Annotated in this window: 19 protein-coding genes; 4 read left to right on the top strand and 15 right to left on the bottom strand. The window is 41.5% G+C overall.

The window, feature by feature from the left end; translation table 11 throughout:
* Positions 1 to 21: 21 nt before the first annotated feature.
* From WA256_RS11775 to WA256_RS11745, 7 genes are all read right to left on the bottom strand, one after another.
* Positions 22 to 1,125 (bottom strand): GNAT family N-acetyltransferase/peptidase C39 family protein, encoded by a 1,104-nt coding sequence (locus tag WA256_RS11775; protein ID WP_269408036.1) that lies wholly within the window; start codon positions 1,123 to 1,125, stop codon positions 22 to 24.
* A complete protein-coding gene (locus WA256_RS11770; protein WP_335991674.1) occupies positions 1,125 to 2,519 on the bottom strand; it encodes a RimK family protein in 1,395 nt (464 codons plus the stop codon). Before WA256_RS11770 ends, WA256_RS11775 begins: the two co-directional genes overlap by 1 nt.
* Before the next feature lie 240 nt (positions 2,520 to 2,759).
* On the bottom strand, positions 2,760 to 3,236 hold the full coding sequence (locus WA256_RS11765; protein ID WP_335991671.1) for a transcription elongation factor GreAB: 477 nt from the start codon (positions 3,234 to 3,236) through the stop codon (positions 2,760 to 2,762).
* A 76-nt stretch (positions 3,237 to 3,312) separates the two neighbouring features.
* A complete protein-coding gene (secF, locus tag WA256_RS11760; protein ID WP_335991669.1) occupies positions 3,313 to 4,233 on the bottom strand; it encodes a protein translocase subunit SecF in 921 nt (306 codons plus the stop codon).
* Complete coding sequence (gene secD / locus WA256_RS11755; protein WP_335991667.1) at positions 4,230 to 6,041, bottom strand: protein translocase subunit SecD; 1,812 nt, start codon at positions 6,039 to 6,041, stop codon at positions 4,230 to 4,232. The genes secF and secD overlap by 4 nt, the downstream gene beginning before the upstream one ends.
* A 74-nt stretch (positions 6,042 to 6,115) precedes the next feature.
* Positions 6,116 to 6,487, bottom strand: a complete 372-nt coding sequence (locus WA256_RS11750; RefSeq protein WP_335991664.1) for a hypothetical protein — start codon at positions 6,485 to 6,487, stop codon at positions 6,116 to 6,118.
* A 197-nt stretch (positions 6,488 to 6,684) separates the two neighbouring features.
* Positions 6,685 to 7,731 (bottom strand): NAD(P)-dependent alcohol dehydrogenase, encoded by a 1,047-nt coding sequence (locus tag WA256_RS11745; protein WP_250659350.1) that lies wholly within the window; start codon positions 7,729 to 7,731, stop codon positions 6,685 to 6,687.
* A gap of 210 nt (positions 7,732 to 7,941) precedes the next feature.
* Here WA256_RS11745 and WA256_RS11740 point away from each other — a divergent pair, with 210 nt between their 5' ends.
* The 3 genes from WA256_RS11740 to WA256_RS11730 all read left to right on the top strand — a co-directional run bounded on the left by WA256_RS11740 (position 7,942) and on the right by WA256_RS11730 (position 11,800).
* Positions 7,942 to 9,684 (top strand): ABCB family ABC transporter ATP-binding protein/permease, encoded by a 1,743-nt coding sequence (locus WA256_RS11740; protein WP_442961435.1) that lies wholly within the window; start codon positions 7,942 to 7,944, stop codon positions 9,682 to 9,684.
* Positions 9,685 to 9,758: 74 nt separating this feature from the next.
* The gene (locus WA256_RS11735; RefSeq protein WP_054561631.1) at positions 9,759 to 10,472 is read left to right on the top strand and encodes a YebC/PmpR family DNA-binding transcriptional regulator; all 714 of its coding nucleotides are present in this window, start codon (positions 9,759 to 9,761) and stop codon (positions 10,470 to 10,472) included.
* Between the two features lie 53 nt (positions 10,473 to 10,525).
* Entirely contained in the window at positions 10,526 to 11,800 is a 1,275-nt protein-coding gene (locus WA256_RS11730) for a leucine-rich repeat-containing protein kinase family protein (RefSeq protein ID WP_335991656.1), read from the top strand.
* A 35-nt stretch (positions 11,801 to 11,835) separates the two neighbouring features.
* Here the strand turns inward: WA256_RS11730 and WA256_RS11725 are convergent, their stop codons facing one another.
* The 8 genes from WA256_RS11725 to glk form a co-directional block, all read right to left on the bottom strand.
* The gene (locus tag WA256_RS11725; RefSeq protein ID WP_335991653.1) at positions 11,836 to 12,957 is read right to left on the bottom strand and encodes a sterol desaturase family protein; all 1,122 of its coding nucleotides are present in this window, start codon (positions 12,955 to 12,957) and stop codon (positions 11,836 to 11,838) included.
* A 183-nt stretch (positions 12,958 to 13,140) separates the two neighbouring features.
* Positions 13,141 to 13,584, bottom strand: a complete 444-nt coding sequence (locus tag WA256_RS11720) for a hypothetical protein (RefSeq protein WP_335991650.1) — start codon at positions 13,582 to 13,584, stop codon at positions 13,141 to 13,143.
* Between the two features lie 21 nt (positions 13,585 to 13,605).
* A complete protein-coding gene (locus WA256_RS11715) occupies positions 13,606 to 13,950 on the bottom strand; it encodes a hypothetical protein (RefSeq protein WP_335991646.1) in 345 nt (114 codons plus the stop codon).
* A 122-nt stretch (positions 13,951 to 14,072) separates the two neighbouring features.
* Positions 14,073 to 15,077 carry a type I glyceraldehyde-3-phosphate dehydrogenase gene (gap, locus tag WA256_RS11710; RefSeq protein ID WP_335991644.1) on the bottom strand — a complete coding sequence of 335 codons (1,005 nt, stop codon included), beginning with the start codon at positions 15,075 to 15,077 and terminating at the stop codon, positions 14,073 to 14,075.
* Positions 15,078 to 15,095: 18 nt separating this feature from the next.
* Positions 15,096 to 15,716, bottom strand: coding sequence for a bifunctional 4-hydroxy-2-oxoglutarate aldolase/2-dehydro-3-deoxy-phosphogluconate aldolase (locus WA256_RS11705; protein ID WP_054551439.1), 621 nt, complete (start codon positions 15,714 to 15,716; stop codon positions 15,096 to 15,098).
* A gap of 34 nt (positions 15,717 to 15,750) precedes the next feature.
* The gene (gene edd, locus WA256_RS11700; RefSeq protein WP_062564509.1) at positions 15,751 to 17,601 is read right to left on the bottom strand and encodes a phosphogluconate dehydratase; all 1,851 of its coding nucleotides are present in this window, start codon (positions 17,599 to 17,601) and stop codon (positions 15,751 to 15,753) included.
* A gap of 431 nt (positions 17,602 to 18,032) precedes the next feature.
* Positions 18,033 to 19,046, bottom strand: a complete 1,014-nt coding sequence (locus WA256_RS11695; protein ID WP_054561637.1) for a LacI family DNA-binding transcriptional regulator — start codon at positions 19,044 to 19,046, stop codon at positions 18,033 to 18,035.
* Between the two features lie 22 nt (positions 19,047 to 19,068).
* Entirely contained in the window at positions 19,069 to 20,067 is a 999-nt protein-coding gene (gene glk / locus WA256_RS11690; protein ID WP_335991636.1) for a glucokinase, read from the bottom strand.
* 415 nt (positions 20,068 to 20,482) lie between these two features.
* Between glk and WA256_RS11685 the strand changes: the two genes are divergently transcribed.
* Complete coding sequence (locus WA256_RS11685; RefSeq protein ID WP_055198756.1) at positions 20,483 to 21,502, top strand: LacI family DNA-binding transcriptional regulator; 1,020 nt, start codon at positions 20,483 to 20,485, stop codon at positions 21,500 to 21,502.
* Positions 21,503 to 21,542 lie beyond the last annotated feature (40 nt).

Raw genomic sequence — 21,542 nt, 5'->3', positions numbered from 1 at the left:
AAATCAAACTAACAATCAAAATTATAAATAAAAGGCCATCGCAGTACTGAGACGTGATGAACCAAAACTAGCCATTTTAGTAAAATCGGCTTTAGCTATTGGCACATGCTGACAATCAATCGCCAATTGCTTTTCGTTTTCACAAAACGGGTCATGCACGTACAAGCAATGCTCATCAATATGCGTTACACACACCCAGTGCGGTGACTTTTTACCATCAAACCGATAAGTGCTGATCAATAACACCACCGCTTTACCCTCAACAAGCCAATCTTCAATGGTAGCCAAGGTTAATTCTTGATAGCGTACTGGCAATTTTGCAGCTATCGCTTCGGCTACAAACTGATTGTGTACTGTATGCAAAATGGCTTTTTTCTTTTCACTTCTTACCCCGTCAATAAACAAGGTATCACGGGTATTTAAAACTACATCGGCTTTAAAGCCACGCTTCATTGCAGCAAGCGCTAACCCTAAAGGGTGGCAACCACCATGCCCTGAAGTCATGAAGATAGTCGTGGCTTCACGCCAGATATCCAGCTCTTTGAGTTGGCTCATTGCGGTATCATTCAATGATGACATTGCCATTAATAACGCCGCTGGGCCACAGGTAAATTCGGTAGTTTGCTGGTACCAAGGTGTGTGTTTATCGGCATTAAATTCGATATTACGACGAATGTTTTTTTGCATTCGATGGGCATCACTATGGTCATCATAATAATCACTGTAATGACCAAACACCTGATAACCCAGTTTTTCATATAAGCGAATTGCTGATTGGTTGTTTACCGCAACTTCTAAACGCATGTATAAACGGCCCCGTTTAGCCGTTTCATTTTCAAGCGCAAGTAGTAACTTTGAAGCAATACCTTTGCCTTGCTGAGATTGCAAAACCGCCAGTGAATATAACCGAGCAAGCCGCGTCCCTTTATGGCACCACACTAAACCATAACCAACTAGTTGATTATCTACCTCAGCCACCATCAATAAGCCGTGAGTTGCGCTGATCCAGCGTTTTAAGCTACGGCTACTTAACCTATCTTGACTAAAGCTTTGTTCTTCAATCGCTACAAGGGCCGCCAAATCCGTTGCCTGAGCAAAACGGATTTGGCAAACAGATGCGTTCATTAACCGCGGCCTCGTGCTTCTAGGCGTTGTTTAAACTCATCCATAATGATCATATAAAGCTCATCACCTAAATAAGCATCTTCGACTTTATGGTCGATACTCGGGTTGTCATTCACTTCTAACACGTATGCTTTACCTTGATGCTCTTTAACATCAACACCATACAAACCTTTACCCACTGTTTTACAGGCTTTTAATGCTGCATCAAGTACCACTTTAGGTAGCTCAAAGGTTGGCAAGGTCTCAAAACCACCAGAGAAGAAACGTTTTGCATCATGGTTGTAAATTTGCCAGTGATTACGCGCCATTAAATAACGACACGCATAAATTGCACGGCCATTTAACACACCGACACGCCAGTCGTATTCGGTGTACATGTACTCTTGTGCAAGCACCAGTGCACTGAACTCAAACAGTTCTTTTAACTTAGCAACTAACTCATCACGATTAGCGACTTTAAATACGCCTTTTGAGAAAGAGCCTTCTGGCATTTTTAATACCAGCGGATAGCTGAAGTTTGCTTCTAAACTTTCAATTGTCTCTTCACGTGTATCAGCCACAACGTGAGTTTTTAAACTCGGCACTTTTTGATAATTAAAGGCATCGTGCAAATACACTTTATTACAACAGCGCAGTATCGATTCTGCATCATCTATGACCACTAACCCTAAGCTTTGTGCTTTACTCGCTAAACGATAGGTTGGATGGTCGATGGCTGTGGTTTGACGAATAAATAACGCATCAAATTGTGCAATATTGGTAATTTCATCAAATGTCAGTGCTTGAGCATAAATACCGTGCTTAGCGGCTGCTTTTATAAATTTAGCAATGGCATCTTTATCACTTGGCGGCACTTTTTCTTGGTGATCAACCAATATAGCCATATCCCAACGATAACGACGTTTTTTATCGTGAATACGCCACACTGACTCTGTAAAGCTGCTGAGTTGTTTTACAAACTCTGTAAAGCCAGTGTCATCTAATGATGCAATTGTGCCTTGTTTTACAACACCTTGCTCATCACACACCAAAATAGGCGCAGGATATTGCGAGAATAACGCTTTGGTTGCTTTACTTTGCTGCTCTTTATCTGTGTGACCAAAAAATACAGTGCCACCAGCAAGCGCTTTATGACGCGTGCTGTGCTCATCGCTACGTAGCGCATTAATTGTTTTTACACTTGGTAATACCTGGTGCTTTCTTGCTTCAGCAAGCAAAGAACAATAATAACCTTTACTTAAATACTGCCCTGTATCACACAAGTTTAAAATGCGTGTTTTTGGCTCATTATGTTTTGGGTAATCACGTAAGTAGGTGTCAAAGGTAATGACATTTTCGAAATTTTGAGCAATACGTTGCTCATTGTTATCAACCACAATCAAGGTTTTAAACACGACTTTTCCTAAATTAAGCCATAGATAAAATGAAAAACACCCAGCCAATTAAGTGAACGCATGAGGCTAAACTTCACTTAACTAGATGGGTGCTTGAAATACCAATACACAATAATTGTGTAATTTAGCGTATTGGTATAAGCATTAAGCTTGATGTGATTTATAGAGGTTTTTTTGCTTTGTGACCAACGAGATATTTTTTACTTGAAGATTAAATTTACTGATTAAAAATACCATTAATTAAATTAACTGTTCTATGGCGTACAACTGTTTATTGCCAGCAATAGAGAGTTCAACTTCATCATCAAGGCTCCTTCCAATCAATTGCTTACCTAACGGCGCTTCTCGGGTTACAACATAAATCGGTTGCTCTTTTACGGTGACCACTAGGCCACCAGCACTTGGGCCCATAAAAAACCACTTTGCGTTATCTTGCTCATCGATAAGACACACTAATGCCCCTTCACGAACCTTATTAAACTCGCTTTCTTTAAACACTGTATTGAATGCTTGTATGTCACGGTAGCACTCATTAACTCGCTCAGCTTGCCCTTGCGCTAAGTATGCAGCCTCTAAACCCAAGGTATCGTATTGAGTTTCAGCGACACTTTCTTCGTGAGTTGCAGCGTCATGAGCCGCTTTTGCCGCTGCTTTGGCGTTTTGCAGTTGTGCCTCTAGCGCAAAGCGTAAATGTTCAATTACGTGTGTTTTATTCATATCAAAGCAGTTAAAACAGAAAAGCCGCTATTCTATGGAAAAATAGCGGCTGATGAAAGTAAGTTATAAAACTGACTTACGGCATATCCATATAGGCTTTGGTTTTATCATCCAGTGTTTGGGTGTAATTTTCTGAACTTAACCCCAATAACTGCGGCAAGGTAGCGGCGATACAAATCGATGAGAAGGTTCCCACCACAATGCCTACAAATAACGCAATGGCAAAGCCCGTTAATGCAGCACCAGCAAGCAACCAAATGCAGGCAATAGTCGCAAGCGTTGTGCCTGAGGTGATCAACGTACGCGTTAAGGTAGAACCAATTGCATCGTTAATCACAACATGGGTGTTAATGCGTTGATTGTCTGGTTGAATACGTAAAAGCTCTCTGACTCTGTCGCCAACAATAATTGAGTCATTTAATGAATAACCAATAATAGCCAGTAAACTCGCCAGCACAGTTAAATTAAACTCAAGCCCAAGTAAGGAAAACAAGCCCAGCACTAAAGTTAAATCATGTAACAGTGCAACCACTGAACCTACCGCAAGTCGCCATTCAAAGCGCACTGCAAGATAAACCATAATGGCAATCAGCGCCGCAAATAAAGCTAAACAGCCCTGTTCAAAAAGCTCATCACCCACTTGTGAGCCTAAAAATAAGCTAGATAATACGCTATAGTCTACACCTCGCTCATTCAGCTCTGCTTGCCAAGTACTGGCTTTGCTAGCCTCTGGCGCTTCTCTTAAAACAAAGTGATATTCACCTGCTTTAGTGATGGTTAATTTGCTTGCAACCTCGGGGCTTAACTTTGCCTTTAAATCAGCAATTGTCGTGACTGACGTTGTGTTAATTTCACTGATGTAGCCACCTGTAAAATCAAGGCCAAAATTTAGTCCTTTTACAGATAAAACACCTAGGCTCGAGATGACTAAAACACAGCTTAGCACTAGCCCTAAAACGCGTGCTTTACTCGCCGCAGTTAATGTTGACCAACTCATGCTTTAGCCCCCGTCAAATTAGTTAGTTTAATGTAGAGTGTTTGGCTAAGCGCTTTTGAAATATAAACGCCAGTAAAAACGCTGGTTAATAGCCCAAGCGCTAAGGTGATTGCAAAGCCTTTCACCGGCCCATAACCAATGGCGTATAAAATAATTGCCGTGATCATCGTAGTCACATTGGCATCAAAAATGGTCGTAAATGCTTGGTTATAGCCTTGTTCAATCGCTTGATATGTAGGCCTGCCTTTGCGTTTCTCTTCTTTTATTCGCTCAAAGATAATCACATTGGTATCCACTGCCATCCCTATAGTCAGAACAAGCCCTGCAATACCCGGTAAGGTCAGCACAACACCCGGCAATAACGACATTAAACCGACTAAAGCCGTTAAATTAAGGAGTAAAGCAATATTTGCAATCAACCCTAAGCGACGATACCAAAGCGCCATAAACGCAAGGGTAATACCGATACCCAGCATTAACGCAACTAAACCGTGCTCAATGTTTTCACTGCCTAAGCTTGGGCCTATGGTTTGTTCTTGAACGATTGTCACTGGCGCTGTGAGCGACCCTGCACGTAGTAAAAGCGCTAAATCGTTGGCTGCTTGCGGGCTTTTCATATTAGTAATGCTAAAACGGGAACTTAAATGCTGGGCAATGTTTGCCACATTGATCACTTCGCTTTTTTTCACAACGTCGCCATTCGCATCCCGCGAGTATTCCGAATAAACCGTGGCCATTGGTTTACCTATGTTGTGTTTCGAAAAAGCAGACATGGCATCACCACCTTGCGAGTCTAAACTGAGCTGAACTAAAGGCTTGCCCCATTCATCTTTGCCAACACTGGCATTATTAATGTGATCACCTGAAAAAATCGCCATCGGATTTAAATTAACAACGCCACCGCCTTGTACATTAAACGCTTTACCACCCACTTCGACGACCTGATAAAAATCGAGGGTCGCAGTTGCACCAATAATACGTTTCGCTTCTGATGGGTCCTGCACACCAGGTAACTCAATGCGAATGCGCTGCTTACCTTGTCTTTGCGTTACCGCTTCTGTGATACCAAGCTCTTCAATGCGACCACGCAGGGTTGTTAAGCTTTGCGCCATAACTTGTTTATTGAATTCGTTTTGGCTTTGCTCATTAAAATGCAGTAATACCGTGGTTAGGTTATTCGTTGTTGATTTAGTATGCATCAGGCCTTTAAATTGACCTTGTAACGTTGAGACGAGCCCTGCAAGTTGCTCCTCGCCACTTGGCAAAATTTGTAGTTCAACCCCTTCTTTTACTTCACTTGCCCGGATCCCACGAATTTTGTCTTTACGAAGCGTCAATTTAGTTTGTTGATACACACTGCTTAAGTGCTCTTGCATTGCTTTATCTAGGTCAACATCAAGCACAAATAAAACTCCACCATTTAAGTCGAGTCCCAATTTAATTGGTGAAAGACCCAGCTGCTGAAGCCATTGTGGGCTTGTCGCATGCTCAACAATTTTAGCCTCTAGCTGTGGGTATTGTGTTTTGATAAAACTCAACGCATTAGCACTTTGAGTCGGCTCAGCTAATAAAATAGCCAGTTGTGCTTGGCTATCATTGGCTTCAGTCACTTCAAAACCATGTTGATTAAGTGACGTTGTCACACTTTGCAGCGTAACAGTTTGATCTGGCAAGCTAATGTGCAACCAAGATTTATTAGGATAAAGATTAGGTAATGCGCTAACCGCTAATAAAATACACGCCGCTATCATAGCGACATAACTCATTTTTAGACGACGCCATAGCGCCGGCTTAGATTTATGTGACATACATGACTTCCTTCCGGCATTGTCAGCCGGTAAAAATTTAATTCCAAAAAATAAAAAGTAACGAAGGAAGTCGTTTAGCTATGATAGGTCGTATTGGCTTTGTACAAGAGATTAGCGTCTTTCCATCCACTAATGCGGGATTTACGTTGAGTGGCTAACGCAAACCATGGGATCGCACGCACAGCACCTGGCGGCGCTAAAAAGTGCTCTTTTCTCCAGTCTTCAGCAAAGAATTCAATTAATAGCTCGTAATCAGGATCAACCTGACTATGATAAAGAAACAATGATGAATTACTGGCAGTTAAACGCGGCACTAGGGTATCAAACCCCGATGGTTCTACCGGTTTAGGATGTTCAACTGTATGAGTTTGAGAAATAACTGGGGTTTTAGTCAGCTCGACTTGGAACAATTTAGTCGCAGCAAAGTGTGAGTGAGTATCAGGCATAGCCATGCTCTGTGCACTAAAGAACACAGTAAATAGCAAGATAATGACTGAGAAAAACCGTAACAAGAACTGACCAATAAATTAAGTAGATACCGTGGGTATAATGGGGGTAAAAAAATAAAACACAAGGTATTACTTAAATAAAAGTACCTAAAATAAAGCGGGCCTAATTAGGCCCGCTTAGTCATTTAACTTTGTTAAACTTCTAATGATGACATGTCGATAACAAAGCGTGAGGCCATATCACCTTGCTTTAACTTATCGAAAGCGTCATTAATTTGATCCATTTTGATCATTTCGACTTCTGGCAGAATATTATGTAGTGCACAGAAATCGAGGATTTCTTGAGTTTGCGCAATACCGCCAATCAATGAGCCTGCAACACGGCGACGCCCCATTAATAATGGCACTGAGTTAGTCTCTTCAAGTTCACCTACTTGACCAACCAATACTTGCGTACCATCAATATCTAAAAGCGGAATATACGGCGTAAAGTCGTGTTTTACCGGAATAGTATTAATGATCACATCAAATTGATTTGCATGCGCTTGCATGGCAGCTTCATCACTCGATACCAATAAATCTTTTGCGCCATAAGATAAAACCTGCTGTTTTTTCTTATCACTACGGCTAATTGCCGTAACATGTGCGCCCATTGCAGCTGCGATTTTAATCGCCATGTGGCCTAAACCACCTAAACCAATCACACCAACACGGCTGCCTGGGCCGACATTCCAGGTACGTAATGGCGAATACGTTGTGATACCCGCACATAAAATTGGTGCACATTTAGCAAGGTCTAAGCCTTCAGGCACGCTCAGTACAAATTCTTCACGCACCACAATGTGTTTTGAATAGCCACCTTGAGTGAGTTCACCGCTAATGCGATCTTGTCCTGAGTAAGTCCCTACCATACCTTCGCGACAAAACTGCTCTTCACCGTGATGACATTGGTCACAGCTTAAGCAGCTATCAACCATACAACCTACAGCAACATTATCGCCCACTTTGTATTTAGTAACGCCGCTGCCTACTTCAAGAACACGACCAACGATTTCATGGCCTGGTACCACTGGGTACTGAGTCCAGCCCCAATCGTTTTCTGCTGTGTGTAAGTCTGAATGGCACACGCCACAATACAGAATTTCAATTGATACATCTTCATCACGAAGTGCACGGCGTTCAAAATGGTACGGCTCTAATGGTTTTTCAGAATCATGTGCTGCATAACCGACGGTTTTCATGCTTACTCCTTAGTTTTCTTCGTGTTTTACTCATGCATTTAACTAATTTGCAAATGCGCTGGTGTATAATGCATTCAGTATAGAGGTAAATTAACAAATTACACTTGCCTAAAACACGAAAGCTTTTGCCTATTTTTATCAAATTGATTTTAAGAGACCCCCATGCGTGGAATGAGCCGCAAAGAACAGGTGACAAGATCGCCTGATGCAATGAACCTATCACAAAGCATAAAAACACTCTGGCCCTATTTAATGACCTTTAAAGGCCGAGTCATATTAGCCGTCTTCGCGCTTATTGCTGCAAAAGGCGCCACATTGCTGATGCCTTGGGCACTAAAAGAAATAATTGATGCGGTTGATGCGAGTATCAACCCGCTATTAAGCGTTCCTATTGCCTTGCTGATCGCTTATGGTTTGCTGCGCTTTGCTAGTGTATTTTTTGGTGAAGTACGCGATGCATTATTTGGCCGTGTTACAGAGCACGCAATGCGCCATATCGGCTTAAAAGTATTTAAGCACTTGCACAGTTTAGAGCTTGCCTTTCACCTTGATAGGCAAACAGGTGGTATCAGTCGCGATATAGAGCGTGGTACAAATGGCCTTAGTTTTTTAATGCGCTTTTTGATGTTTAATATTGTGCCAACCCTATTTGAAATAATCACAGTAGCGATTATTTTTGCAACCTTGTTTTCGCCTTGGTTTGCATTAGTCACCGTTATCGCGGTCGCTATTTACATTGCATTTACTGTGATAGTAACTCAGTGGCGAAATCGATTTATTCGTGAAGCAAATGCTGCCGATAACAACTCAAACACCCGTGCAATCGACAGCTTACTAAATTACGAAACCGTTAAGTACTTCAACAATGAACACTATGAAGCGAGCACCTACGACGGCTTTTTAGCTAAATGGGAGCAAGCGAGGCTTAAAAATCGTTTATCGTTACTGGCACTTAATTCAGGGCAAGCACTTATTATTGCCGCGGCTATTACAGCACTAATGTGGCTAGGTGCCAGCTCAGTGGTCAATAAAGAGCTGACAATAGGTGAGCTTGTGATGATCAATGCTTATATGATCCAGTTATTTTTACCACTTAACTTTTTAGGTTTTGTTTATCGTGAGATACGCCGAGCGCTGACTGACCTTGAAAATATGCTGGGGCTGTTAAATCGAAAAGCCGCCATTAGCGATGAAAAAGATGCAAAACCATTAAAAGCAACCAAAGCAGCTATTCGATTTGAAAATGTGTCGTTTAGTTACGACAAACAAAGGCCAATTTTAAATAACTTAAGCTTTGAGGTTACTTCTGGCAGCAAAGTGGCGATTGTGGGTGCCAGTGGCGCAGGTAAAAGCACTCTAAGCCGCCTGCTCTACCGCTTTTATGATGTTGATGCGGGTAAAATTTATATCGATGAGCAAGCAATCAACACAGTAACACTTGAAAGTTTGCGCCAAGCTATTGCCATCGTACCGCAGGATACCGTGCTATTTAACACCAGCATTCGCGAAAACATCGCCTATGGAAATCCAACGGCAAGCGAAGATGAAATTGATAAAGCCATAAGCCTTGCCCATTTAGATGGATTTATTGCCAGCCTAGATAAAGGCGATAAAACCCTTGTTGGTGAACGCGGTTTAAAAGTATCAGGCGGTGAAAAACAACGCATTGCAATTGCCAGAGCCATTTTAAAGGGTTCACCCATTTTATTATTTGATGAGGCAACATCGGCGCTAGATTCGCATTCAGAACAAGCCATTCTCAGCGCGATGCGTGAAGTTGCACAAAGACATACCAGCTTAGTCATTGCGCATCGTTTATCAACAATTACTGACGCAGACAAAATTATTGTTATGAAACAAGGACAGGTTGTTGAGCAAGGTCAGCACCATCAACTGCTTGCAGCGAATGGTGAATACGCACGAATGTGGCAGTTACAGCAAAGCGAAGAATAAACACTGTTAACTAGTAGTTTAAATGATTAGAATAACCGCTTTATTTTTATCTATAACAAAAAGGCAACACGCAGATGGGCAGAGCTTATCAAAACAAAAAAGACTCAATGGCAAAAACTGCGGGTGCAAAAACCAAAGTTTATTCAAAGTACGGAAAAGAAATTTATATCTGCGCTAAGAATGGTGGTGTTGATCCCGATGGCAACTTAGCGCTTCGTCGCTTAATTGAGCGTGCTAAAAAAGACCAAGTACCTACGCATGTAATTGAGCGTGCAATCGATAAAGCCAAAGGCGGTGGCGGCGAAGATTACGTAGCAACTCGCTATGAAGGTTATGGCCCGGGTAACTGTATGATCATTGTTGACTGTTTAACCGACAACAACAAACGTACCTTTGCTGACGTACGTGTTTGTTTTACAAAAGCGAATGCAAAAATTGGTGCGCAAAACTCAGTATCACACTTATTTGATCACCTCGCTATTTTTGTATTTGATGGTGATGATGACGAGGCTGTTTTAGAAGCACTAATGATGGCTGATGTAGATGTAACAGATGTAGAAGTTGAAGACGGTAAAGTGACTGTATTCGCTCCACACACTGAATACAACAACACGCGTACAGCACTTGAAGAAATGGGAATTACTGATTTCCACGAAGATCTAATTGCTTTTGTGCCGCAAGTAGAAGCACCCATTGAAGGTGAAGACGTTGAAGTCATGGAGCGCTTTTTAGCCATGCTAGAAGACTGTGACGACGTACAAAACGTTTACCATAACGCACAGTTTTAATTAAAAAGGCCAACCAAGTTGGCCTTTTACCTTTTAGCCCAAAGGAATCAACATTGAATACCCTCGAAGAGTTAAAAGCCGGTTCTCTACAAGGTTGTACACGGCTTCAGCTTGTTGCAGAACTAACCGAATTCCCAAAAGAAATTTATACCCTAGCCGATACGTTAGAAATCCTCGATTTATCTAATAATCAGCTAAGTGATTTACCTGACGATTTTTACAAATTAAAAAATCTCAAACGGCTGTTTTTATCATTTAATCAGTTTAAACATATTCCAGAAGTGCTAAGACAATGCCCAAACTTAATCATGGTTGCATTTAAAGGTAATCAAATTAATGAATTTAAAGCGCACTGTTTACCTACGCAGATTGAATGGCTGATCTTAACTGATAATCAAATTCCTGCTTTACCTGATACATTTGGTGAGTACAGCAAGCTTAAAAAGCTCGCACTGGCAGGTAATCAGTTAACTCATTTGCCAGTTTCAATGGCTGATTGTAAAGAGCTTGAGCTAATACGTTTAAGTGCCAATAAGCTTACAAAAGTTGAAGATTGGCTTTTAGCTTTACCGAAACTTGCTTGGCTTGCCTTCTCTGGTAACGATTTAAATCGCTCAACTAGCTTACACTGTGAGCATTTTAGCAAAATCGCACTGGATGAAATCGAAGTTAAAAAGCAGATTGGCCAAGGCGCATCTGGGGTTATTCACTTAGCCAATTGGCACCAACAGCCTGTTGCCCTTAAGTTATTTAAAGGCGAGATCACCAGTGATGGCTATCCACTTGATGAGCTAAATTGTTGTTTAAAAGCCAGTGAGCATCCAAATCTCATTAAAGCATTGGGCTATGTCGATGAAGAGTCACAACTTGGTTTAGTGATGGAGCTTATCAGTAAAGAGTTTAGTAATCTTGGTTTGCCACCCTCTCTTGCAACTTGTACCCGAGACACATTCGAAGACAACTGCCAGTACGCGCCAGAAATGGTGCTAAAAATCGTTAAGCAAATGGCAAGTACCCTCGCCCATTTGCATCAAAAGCAAGTAAGCCATGGTGACATTTATGCCCATAACAGCATGATCAATTCACATGGCGAGTTATTATTTGGTGACTTTGGTGCGGCAACAGACTTATCAATGCTGACGCCTGATCAACAGCAGATATTAGAAGGCATTGAAGTACGCGCCCTTGGTTATTTCATCGATGATTTACTAACTGTAGTCACTGAACAAAACGACACTACCAAGATACTTTCTGACATAGCGCAAGAGTGCTTAGGACTCAACTTAGACAAACGCCCTCGCCTTTCTGAGCTAGTTTCGCGATTATGAGTATAGGTAATAATAAATAAAGCCTCAGTGAGGCTTTATTTTTGCTTTTTAAACGGGAACACCTGCTGCCTTAACATACCTTCGGGCATGTAATCGCCAACCACACCATATTTATCGGGCCACTCTGCTTGACCTTTCACTGCAGTGCCAAAAAGATAATCTAAAAAAGAAAAATGCGCAGCATAGTTACGGTCAATGGCCGCTTTATCAGATGAATGATGCCAATGATGAAACTGAGGTGTAACCAGCAAATACTTTAGCCAACCAAATTTCACACGAACATTTGCGTGGTTAAACACGGCCTGAAAGCCAACAATAATGACATAGAGGCTAATAACATCCGATGGAAAGCCAAGCACAAAAATAGGCGTGAGTACTAAGCTGCGCGTCACGAGTATTTCTAAAATATGCTGACGAGAGCCTGCAAGCCAATCCATCTCTTTTGCACTATGGTGCACGGCATGAAAACGCCAAAGCAGAGGCACTTCATGATAAGCCCTATGCACAAAATATTGCATTAAATCGGCTACTAAAATGATTAGAAATAGCTGCAGTAAAAAAGGCAGTTGAATAATAAAGCCTTGTACTGTATCAGACACAGCCCAGCCAAATGCATGATGCACGAACTGATTGGTTGCCAGCAACACAAAACCAATAATTAAGTGATTAACAAAGAAATGATTTAAATCACCCTGCCACTCAGATCGGAGAATTTTTTGCTCTTTACGGTGCGGCAGTAGCTTCTCAATTAGAATAAAAATCAGTGTGGAGCCAAGTAAGTCAAGAATGAACCAATCCAGCCCCAAGTAAGGCGTATTATCTTTAAAGTCGCCCACCTCAACATTAGGCCCACCAAATGCAATAGCAAGTAAGATCAACAGCCAAGCGGTTGCACCGAGCCGTTTATTAGTATTACGAACAAAGTTCAACAACCCTAAACTGCCTGAAATAATTAATGCCACAAACATTAGCTGACGTAAAAACTCAACACTGTAGTTTTGCCTGAGCTCTGGGGTCGTTAAGTACTCTGGAAAATGAAAGGCTAACACCCCTAAACAGGATAACACCGCTAAGAAACAAGCAATATAACCGCTAATATTGCCTTCACCCACTTGAAACTGCTCAGCCCTAAATAGCCGATGATAAAGACGAGCCATGATATAAAAATCCATTTATCAATTTTTTGCAGCATAACACAGAAGAATTTAGGAACAAATGTACGCTGAGCCATCACGAAAATGTGTAAATTACAAATTAATAGCGAAGAACTGTCTAATATTATTGAACATCCATATCCTTATGAAACGAAATAGGCTTATAAAAGAATAAGCCTTTAACTATTACTGAAATGCTTTATCAAACTTATCTTGATCAAGGTATTTATCAAATGCACCTAAAGCATTACCCACACTTGGCTCAGCCATTAACTCTTGCATTGCAACTTCACCGACAATACCGAATGCATTTTCCATTGCTCCCTGACCGCCGACTTCTATCGCCGCCTTAGCTTGCTTTGGACAGTTTTCAGTTAATAAACGCGTAACTAACGCACCAACATAGCGATTAGTGTCATCCATATCTTGCTCTGTAACGTTCGCGAAAGGCTTAATTATACTGTGCGTCGACATACCCAGATAAATCCACTTAGCGAGATTTTTCCGCTCTTTGCCATTTAGCGAATCAGTTAAACACACTGCAAGTTGCTGAGCTTCTTCTGATGCTGAAGCATAACTAGGCAGTAACGACATTACAAAGAGTGAAGTAGTTAATAAGATTTTTTTCATTATTTTCCTCATAAACTGGGATTAACCATAGAATTCTACTTCAGTTTTTACACCAAAGGGTAAAATGAATTCTCTAAATTCAGGGTCCCCTTGCTGAGCTTTTGGATATTTAAGGTTATACATATTCTTTTTAAACATATTTAAGAATTGCTTATTTTGCAGCTTATTATCCAATACACTGACTTTGACAACATCACCCGCTTGATTAACCATCATCATAAATAAAATTTTATCATCAGATCGTCTGAAGTCGTCTTTTGCTTTTGTTATCACATCTTTGGGAATATTAAAATCGGGTAGGTATTTATCTTGTGTTGATGAACAAGACACTAACAAGAGGCATAAAGGTATTAAAAATTTATTCATCATCTGTCCCTAAAAATGTTTAAAGACAAGATACTGTGAATAAATGCTTTTATCCAGCAAAAACCAAAAAAGCCACGATAAACGTGGCTTTGTTGGATAAAGCTTAAACTTTTACTGTTCTATTATAAGAACTGACCTAGCGCTTTAACTTGGTCTAACATGCGGTTTGAGAAACCCCACTCGTTATCGTACCAAGCCATCACTTTAACAAGCTTACCATCTACTTTAGTTTGGGTAGAATCGAAGATTGAAGACGCAGGGTTGTGGTTAAAGTCGATAGAAACAAGTGGTAGTTCGTTGTATTCAAGAATACCTTGCATTGTACCTTCTGATGCTGCTTTAACGACTTCGTTGATTTCTGCTGCAGTTGTTTCACGCTTAGCAACAAACGTTAAGTCTACTAAAGAAACGTTGATTGTTGGTACACGTACTGCCATGCCGTCAAGTTTACCCGCAAGTTCAGGAAGTACTAGGCCAACCGCTTTAGCTGCACCTGTTTTCGTTGGGATCATTGACTGAGTTGCGCTACGTGCACGGTATAAGTCTGGGTGATAAACGTCAGATAAGTTTTGATCGTTTGTGTAAGCATGAATTGTTGTCATGCTACCTTGCTCGATACCTACAGTATCGTTGATTGCTTTTGCAATTGGCGCTAGACAGTTTGTTGTACACGATGCGTTTGAAATGATGTTGCTGTCAGCGTTTAATACTTCGCTGTTAACACCATGAACAACTGTTGCATCCATGTCCGTGCCAGGCGCAGAAACGATTACTTTTTTAGCACCCGCTTCAATGTGTTTAGCCGCTGCGTCACGTGAAGTGAATAAACCAGTACATTCTAAAACGATATCTACGTTTAGTGCTTTCCAAGGAAGGTTTGCTGGATCACGCTCTTGTGTAAGGGTAATTTCATCATTACCAATTAGCATGGTGTTTTCAGCAAGTGTTACTTTTTGAGAAAATTGACCGTGTACTGAGTCAAATTGAGTTAAATGCGCGTTAACATTTGCTGGTGCTAAATCGTTGATTGCAACGATTTTGATTTCGTTGTTTTGAGCTGACTCATAAAGGGCACGTAATACGTTACGACCGATACGTCCATAGCCATTAATTGCAACATTAATCATTCTAATATCTCCCGTTAATTATTTTACTTCACTTGCTTGGCGAGCAAGCGCTTCAATGGCTTGCCAGTCTTTGTTTTCAATAAGTTGTTTATCTAACATCCAAGTACCACCTACACAGATTACGTTTTTAAGTGCCAGGTAGTTAGGTGCTGTTTCAAGGCTAATGCCGCCTGTAGGGCAAAAAGTTACTTGTGGTAAAGGGCCACCAATTGATTTCAGCATTGCTGTGCCACCTGCTGCTTCTGCAGGAAAGAACTTTAAGAACTTAAAGCCATGGCTTGCTAATTTCATTACTTCACTTGGTGTTGCTGCACCTGGTAAAAATGGAATATCAGTGTCTTTAGCCAGTGCTAATAATTCGTCGTTTACACCTGGGCTAACCATGAAGTCAGCACCGGCTTCAACAGATGCATTAAATGTTGCTTTATCAACCACAGTGCCTGTGCCAACGTATGCTTCTGGTACGGCTTCTTTCATTAGCTTTACAGCTTCTGCCGCAATCGGCGTACGTAAAGTAATTTCTAGTGCTTTTAAGCCACCGTTATAAAGCGCACGTGCAAGGGGTGCTGCATCTTCAAGTTTTTCGATAACAACAACCGGTACCACAGGTGCCGATGATAAAATTTTCTCAATGCTCATTGTTTGTTCCTCATAGCCCAGTAACGGCGTATTATTATTCTAAACCAAAGGCACTTGCGCCTAGGTCTGCACTACTTACTATATTTCTGAAACCTGCGAATAACTCTCGGCCTGTACCATATGTTTGGCTTGGTTGGCTAAGTTGTAGTTCACGTTTTGCTAATTCTTCATCGCTTACGTGTACTTTCAATACACCCGCTGGTGCATCAAGCGTCACTAAATCACCTTCGTGAATTTTTGCGATTACACCACCTTCAACCGCTTCTGGTGCTAAGTGGATTGCAGCAGGAACTTTACCTGATGCACCCGACATACGGCCGTCAGTCACAATCGCCACTTTGTAGCCTTGGTCTTGTAGTGTTGCCATTACTGGCGTTAATTTGTGAAGCTCAGGCATGCCTTTCGCTTTTGGACCTTGCTCTTTAATTACAGCAATAAAGTCTGTGTTTAATTCACCACGGCTATACGCTTCTTGTAACTCTCCTTGAGAGCTAAATACTTTAGCTGGTGCAGAAACAACTTGGTGAGACTCAGCCACTGCAGATACTTTGATAACAGCTTTACCAAGGTTACCTGTAAGAAGCTGTAAACCACCCTGCTTGCTAAACGGGTTATCAATCGGACGTAACACTTCTTCATCGTGTGATTTTTCTGGACACGCTACCCATTTAACTTTGCTTGGGCCAGTGCTGTTAGTCATGATCACTGATGAATCTTTATCTAGCATTGGCTCTGTGGTGTATGCTTCTAAGCCATCACCCACAATCGTTTTCACGTCGTTATGTAAGTAACCTTTGCTAAGTAGTTGCTTCATTAAGAAGCCCATACCGCCGGCTGCTTGGAAGTGGTTCACATCTGCTGAGCCGTTCGGGTAGATACGTGTAAGAAGTGGCACAACTTCTGATAAGTCAGCCATGTCTTTCCAAGTAAGGATTACACCCGCTGCTTTCGCGATAGCTACTAGGTGGATTGCGTGGTTTGTTGAGCCGCCTGTTGATAACAAGCCAACTAAACCATTAATAATTGTTTTTTCACTTACTACGTCAGCAAGGCAGTTAGCATCTTTTGTTTCGATTAGCTGCTTTAACATGGTTTCTACAGCATGACCTGTTAAGCCATCACGTAGTTCTGTGTAAGGGTTAATGAAAGAGCTACCTGGTAAATGTAGGCCCATGATTTCCATTAACATTTGATTCGAGTTTGCCGTACCGTAGAAAGTACAGGTACCTGCACTGTGATACGATGCGCTTTCTGCTTCTAAAAGCTCTTCGCGGCTTACTAAGCCTTGTGCAAACTTTTGACGAACACGGGCTTTTTCTTTATTTGGGATACCCGATTGCATTGGACCGGCTGGTAAGAAATACGTTGGTAAATGACCAAATGATAAGGCACCAATTAAAAGTCCTGGGACAATCTTGTCACACACACCTAAACAAAAAACACCGTCGAACACGTCATGCGATAAAGATACCGCAGTAGACATTGCAATCACGTCACGCGAGAACAATGAAAGCTCCATGCCATCACGGCCTTGTGTAACACCGTCACACATAGCAGGTACACCACCAGCAACCTGTGCTGTAGCATCAAACTTAGTGGCAAGGCTTTTGATAATTTCTGGATAGTCTTTGTAAGGAACATGCGCAGAAAGCATGTCGTTATAAGCGTTGATGATAGCTAGATTTGGTTGCTCGTCTGATTTTAAACGAGCTTTGTCATCGCTGCTACAAGCAGCCATAACGTGTGCAATATTACCACAGCCTAAACCAGCACGAACTCTTGTTTGTTTTTTTGCGTGCGCGATTCGCTCTAAATAAGCTTGGCGGGTCTCTTTACTGCGTTCGATAACGCGTTCGGTGACTTCTTGGATACGAGGATGCAACATATAAATTCGACTCATCTCTATAGTTAGAGGATAAAGGCTCAGTAACAATTACAGACTCCACGAAAATAATTGTACTGAGCAACTTTGATTTACCCGTTCAAAGGTACGCTGACAGGCTGTCTCTCACAACCAACCTGACACCGGTGTCACTGTATTAACTCATGACTGTGACACCGGTGTCAACCTTATCTGTTAAATTTAGTTTAATTTTTTTAAATGACCAAATAATGAACAATTTTATTTTAATAGAATATGAGTAGAATTCATGTAAAGCACCACTATCAAAGGTGTATGCATAAGAAAGGTTTTGTTCTGAGCTTTATTTAAAAACAGCAACTTAGATCATAAAAATGCAATTTTTAGATTGAAAATAAAAAAGCCCGAGAACGCGTCACTCATTCTCGGGCTACTGTGAAAAAACAAGATGAAATTTATTTAATTGCTGCTGTCGACTCTCGAGTAATGAGTTTTGCTTCAAGGGTTACTTGATAAGGCGACTCTTGTGGATCCCCAATATGAGTGATCAATTGCTTAACTGCTTGCTGCGTCATTTCTTCAACCGGTTGTGCAATGGTCGTTAACCCTGGCCAGATATGACGTGCAATTGGTGCGTTATCAAACCCAGCAATAGAAATATCATCTGGCACTCTTAACTGCATTTGTGTAGCAAGCTTTAATACTGCTGCTGCCATGTAGTCATTTGAAGCAAATACCGCTGTTGGGCGAGGGTTTAAATCTAAAATTGTACGGGCACTATCAACACCAGAGTGATAACTGAAGTTACCTTCTTCAACTAAGCGTTCATCAAACTCAATACCATTTGACGCAAGCGCTCTTCGATAACCTTTAAAACGCTGCTCTGTCGCACTGTGATCAGGGTGACCTTTAATGAAGGCGATTTCTTTATGACCCAGCTTAATAAGATGCTCTGTTATTTCAAAAGCACCCTGCTCGTCGTTACTTCTTACCGAAATAGAGTCGTCTTCAAGTACCGCAGATGCGACGCGAGCATACGGGATTTTTTTCGACTTTAAAAAGCTTACAAGTTCAGGGAAATCTGAAAATGGTGGGGTAAGTACAATGCCGTCTAAACGAGAGGTTTGAATTAATTGCTCAATATTACTAATTAATTCTTCGCCGCGTAATTCACATGGGTGGATCAATAAATTGTAGTTAAGCTCATGACACGCCGCTAAAGCACCGGTTTGCACACGGGTAATATAGCTTTTACTCGGATTGTCGTACAAGCAACCAATAATAAAACTACGGTTTTGTGCCAAACCACGAGCGATTGGGTTTGGTGTGTAATCAAGCTCTTTAAATACTTTGAGTACTTTTTCGCGCGTTGCATCACTCACGTTAGGCTCATTGTTGAGCACGCGAGACACTGTTTTTTTCGATACACCGGCATAGCTGGCGACACTGTTGATGGTTACTTTCTTCATCCGCTCTACATCCAACTGCTAATTACGCGTTACTTTTAACATGTATACACGCAGCAGCACCAATGAATGGAATGTTGTCTTGTGTTACAAGCGTAACGGGGATCTGTGAAGTATATTGCGACATAATGCCTTTGTCTGCAAAACGCTCAACAAATCGACTAGATAATAGACGTTGTTGCATGCGAGGTAAAATACCACCACCAATAAATACGCCACCTAATGCGCCAAATGTCAGGGCTAAGTCCCCTGCTACGCTGCCAATCCAATCACAAAATTGATTAAGTGTTGCATCACAGACTTCACACTGACCAGTGGTTGCAAGCTCGCTAATTTGTGCAGCATCTAGATTCTTTGCTTCAACACCTTTTACCGCTGCCATAGCACGGTATAAATGCGCGATACCTGGGCCCGAGAATACTGTTTCAACAGATACATGATTTAACTGCTTTTTAAGCTCAGTGATTAACTGGCGGTCTAACTCTGTCACTGCCGCAAGGGTAATGTGCCCTGCTTCGCAGCTAAGTACAGCGCTACCCTGTGATGTGCGAACTAAACACGCAGCACCGAAACCTGTACCTGGCCCCATAACTGCGATATTCGCATTTTCATCAGCCTGGCCTGCTTTAACAGCCATATTTTGCGAATCATCTAAATAAGGCGCCGCATAAGCAAATGCTGCAAAGTCGTTGATTACTTCAAGTTGCTCAAATGAAAACTCTGCTTTTAAATCTGCAACGTTAAAGTGCCAGCCAAGGTTTGTTAAGTGAACTTGGCCTGCTTTAATCGGGCCAGCTACTGCTAAACATGCGCGGCTTGGCTTAGGAAACGAAATCTGGCTGAAGTACTGGTTAATCGCACTTTCTAAAGAGCCAAAATCTGCACTTGGAAAAGTTAAATTGTGCTCGATAACAAACTGGTTAGTTTGTTCATTAAAGTCAGTGATTAAAGCGAAACGAGCGTTAGTGCCGCCGATATCGGCAACAAGAATAGGAGCGAATTCTGTAGTTGTCTGTGTGTTCATGATGTTTTCTCTATTTGTCTAAGCTAGTTGCCGCTTATTTTTCTAGTTTTCAATGGCAAAGCCACTGTGTCTGCTAAACTTTGGGTCATTGCCTCAAAGAAGCTATCTTTTGTATTAAAAAAATGCTGCCCAAATGAATGGGCAGCCAAATACGTTTTGACAACAAAATGATAAAACAGTGACATTATGACACCGGTGTCAGATTAGGATCAATAAAAATTTTCATTATTTGTGCATGCATACGTATTTATTGATAAAACCTGCGTATTAAGTATCGAAAAAGCATTTATATACGCATAAAAAATGCCTAGCTGTGTACAGAACAGCCACACACACGCCACTTGTCACAAATAGCTTGAAAAAAATATTAAATAGCCGAAAATGGCAATTACTACTTCTGTTATTTGGTAACCATATGAAAGGTAAGGCGACATCTTTTGACATTGCACATTATGCGGGTGTGTCGCAGTCAACCGTGTCTCGCGCGCTGCGAAATAGCCCTTTGGTCAACGAAGAAACGCGTCGACGTGTTCATGAGGTAGCAAAACAGCTCAACTATAAAGTTGATAAAAATGCCAGTAACTTAAGAACTCAACAAAGTAGTACCCTCGCCCTGTTATTATTTGAAGATCCCACTTCGGATGAATCACAAATAAACCCTTTCTTTTTGGCGATGCTGGGCAGTATTACAAGAGCTTGTGCAAAGGAAGGCTACGACTTACTGGTATCGTTTCAGTCGAGCAGCTCTGATTGGCAAGCCGATTACGAAGACAGCCACCGTGCAGATGGCTTAATACTGCTTGGTTATGGTGATTACCTCGATTACCAACCTAAATTTAAAACCTTAATTGACCAACATACTAAGTTTGTCTGTTGGGGTGCAAGCGTCGATAACCGCCCAGATTTAACAGTCAGCTGCGATAACTATGGCGGTGGTAAGTTAGCAGCTGAACATTTACTTGCAACCGGTAGAACCGACTGCGCATTTATTGGTGATGCTTCTGATCATAGCCCTGAGTTTTTTGCTCGCTATCAAGGTTTTAAAGATGCATTCTTAGCCAAAGGCGTGGCTTTAAACGAGCGTAAAATGGCAAATGCGATTTCAACAGAGGAATCTGGCTATCACGCGACTCGTTCCCTCATAGCAAATAACATTCGCTTTAACTCATTGTTTGCCGCCAGTGACCTTATTGCTATTGGTGCAATTCGCGCCTTGAAAGAAGCAAAAATAAAGGTCCCTGATGATGTACATGTTGTTGGCTTTGATAACATTGCTGTTGCCAGCTTTGTAAACCCACCACTTACCACTGTTCAGCAAGACACCACCCTCGCCGGACAAATGTTGGTCGATAACCTGCTCAAACTCATTCGTGGTGAAGATGTAGAGAATACCCTTTTACCACCGCGTTTAATTATTCGTGGTTCGAGTGTTTAATTTTTAGCGATAACAACCTTGTTATCGCCTACTCCTTACC

This window comes from Pseudoalteromonas sp. CH_XMU1449-3, from assembly GCF_037027245.1.
Lineage (GTDB): Bacteria > Pseudomonadota > Gammaproteobacteria > Enterobacterales > Alteromonadaceae > Pseudoalteromonas > Pseudoalteromonas shioyasakiensis.
This window is presented reverse-complemented; position numbering and strand designations above follow the sequence as displayed.

What these genes read in the sequence shown, in the direction of transcription:
- WA256_RS11775 (WP_269408036.1), bottom strand. Translation starts at nt 1,125, where the DNA reads ATGAACGCATCTGTTTGCCAAATCCGTTTTGCTCAGGCAACGGATTTG.
- WA256_RS11765 (WP_335991671.1), bottom strand. Translation starts at nt 3,236, where the DNA reads ATGAATAAAACACACGTAATTGAACATTTACGCTTTGCGCTAGAGGCA.
- secF (WP_335991669.1), bottom strand. Translation starts at nt 4,233, where the DNA reads ATGAGTTGGTCAACATTAACTGCGGCGAGTAAAGCACGCGTTTTAGGG.
- secD (WP_335991667.1), bottom strand. Translation starts at nt 6,041, where the DNA reads ATGTCACATAAATCTAAGCCGGCGCTATGGCGTCGTCTAAAAATGAGT.
- WA256_RS11750 (WP_335991664.1), bottom strand. Translation starts at nt 6,487, where the DNA reads ATGCCTGATACTCACTCACACTTTGCTGCGACTAAATTGTTCCAAGTC.
- WA256_RS11745 (WP_250659350.1), bottom strand. Translation starts at nt 7,731, where the DNA reads ATGAAAACCGTCGGTTATGCAGCACATGATTCTGAAAAACCATTAGAG.
- WA256_RS11740 (WP_442961435.1), top strand. Translation starts at nt 7,942, where the DNA reads ATGAACCTATCACAAAGCATAAAAACACTCTGGCCCTATTTAATGACC.
- WA256_RS11735 (WP_054561631.1), top strand. Translation starts at nt 9,759, where the DNA reads ATGGGCAGAGCTTATCAAAACAAAAAAGACTCAATGGCAAAAACTGCG.
- WA256_RS11725 (WP_335991653.1), bottom strand. Translation starts at nt 12,957, where the DNA reads ATGGCTCGTCTTTATCATCGGCTATTTAGGGCTGAGCAGTTTCAAGTG.
- WA256_RS11720 (WP_335991650.1), bottom strand. Translation starts at nt 13,584, where the DNA reads ATGAAAAAAATCTTATTAACTACTTCACTCTTTGTAATGTCGTTACTG.
- WA256_RS11715 (WP_335991646.1), bottom strand. Translation starts at nt 13,950, where the DNA reads ATGAATAAATTTTTAATACCTTTATGCCTCTTGTTAGTGTCTTGTTCA.
- gap (WP_335991644.1), bottom strand. Translation starts at nt 15,077, where the DNA reads ATGATTAATGTTGCAATTAATGGCTATGGACGTATCGGTCGTAACGTA.
- WA256_RS11705 (WP_054551439.1), bottom strand. Translation starts at nt 15,716, where the DNA reads ATGAGCATTGAGAAAATTTTATCATCGGCACCTGTGGTACCGGTTGTT.
- edd (WP_062564509.1), bottom strand. Translation starts at nt 17,601, where the DNA reads ATGTTGCATCCTCGTATCCAAGAAGTCACCGAACGCGTTATCGAACGC.
- WA256_RS11695 (WP_054561637.1), bottom strand. Translation starts at nt 19,046, where the DNA reads ATGAAGAAAGTAACCATCAACAGTGTCGCCAGCTATGCCGGTGTATCG.
- glk (WP_335991636.1), bottom strand. Translation starts at nt 20,067, where the DNA reads ATGAACACACAGACAACTACAGAATTCGCTCCTATTCTTGTTGCCGAT.
- WA256_RS11685 (WP_055198756.1), top strand. Translation starts at nt 20,483, where the DNA reads ATGAAAGGTAAGGCGACATCTTTTGACATTGCACATTATGCGGGTGTG.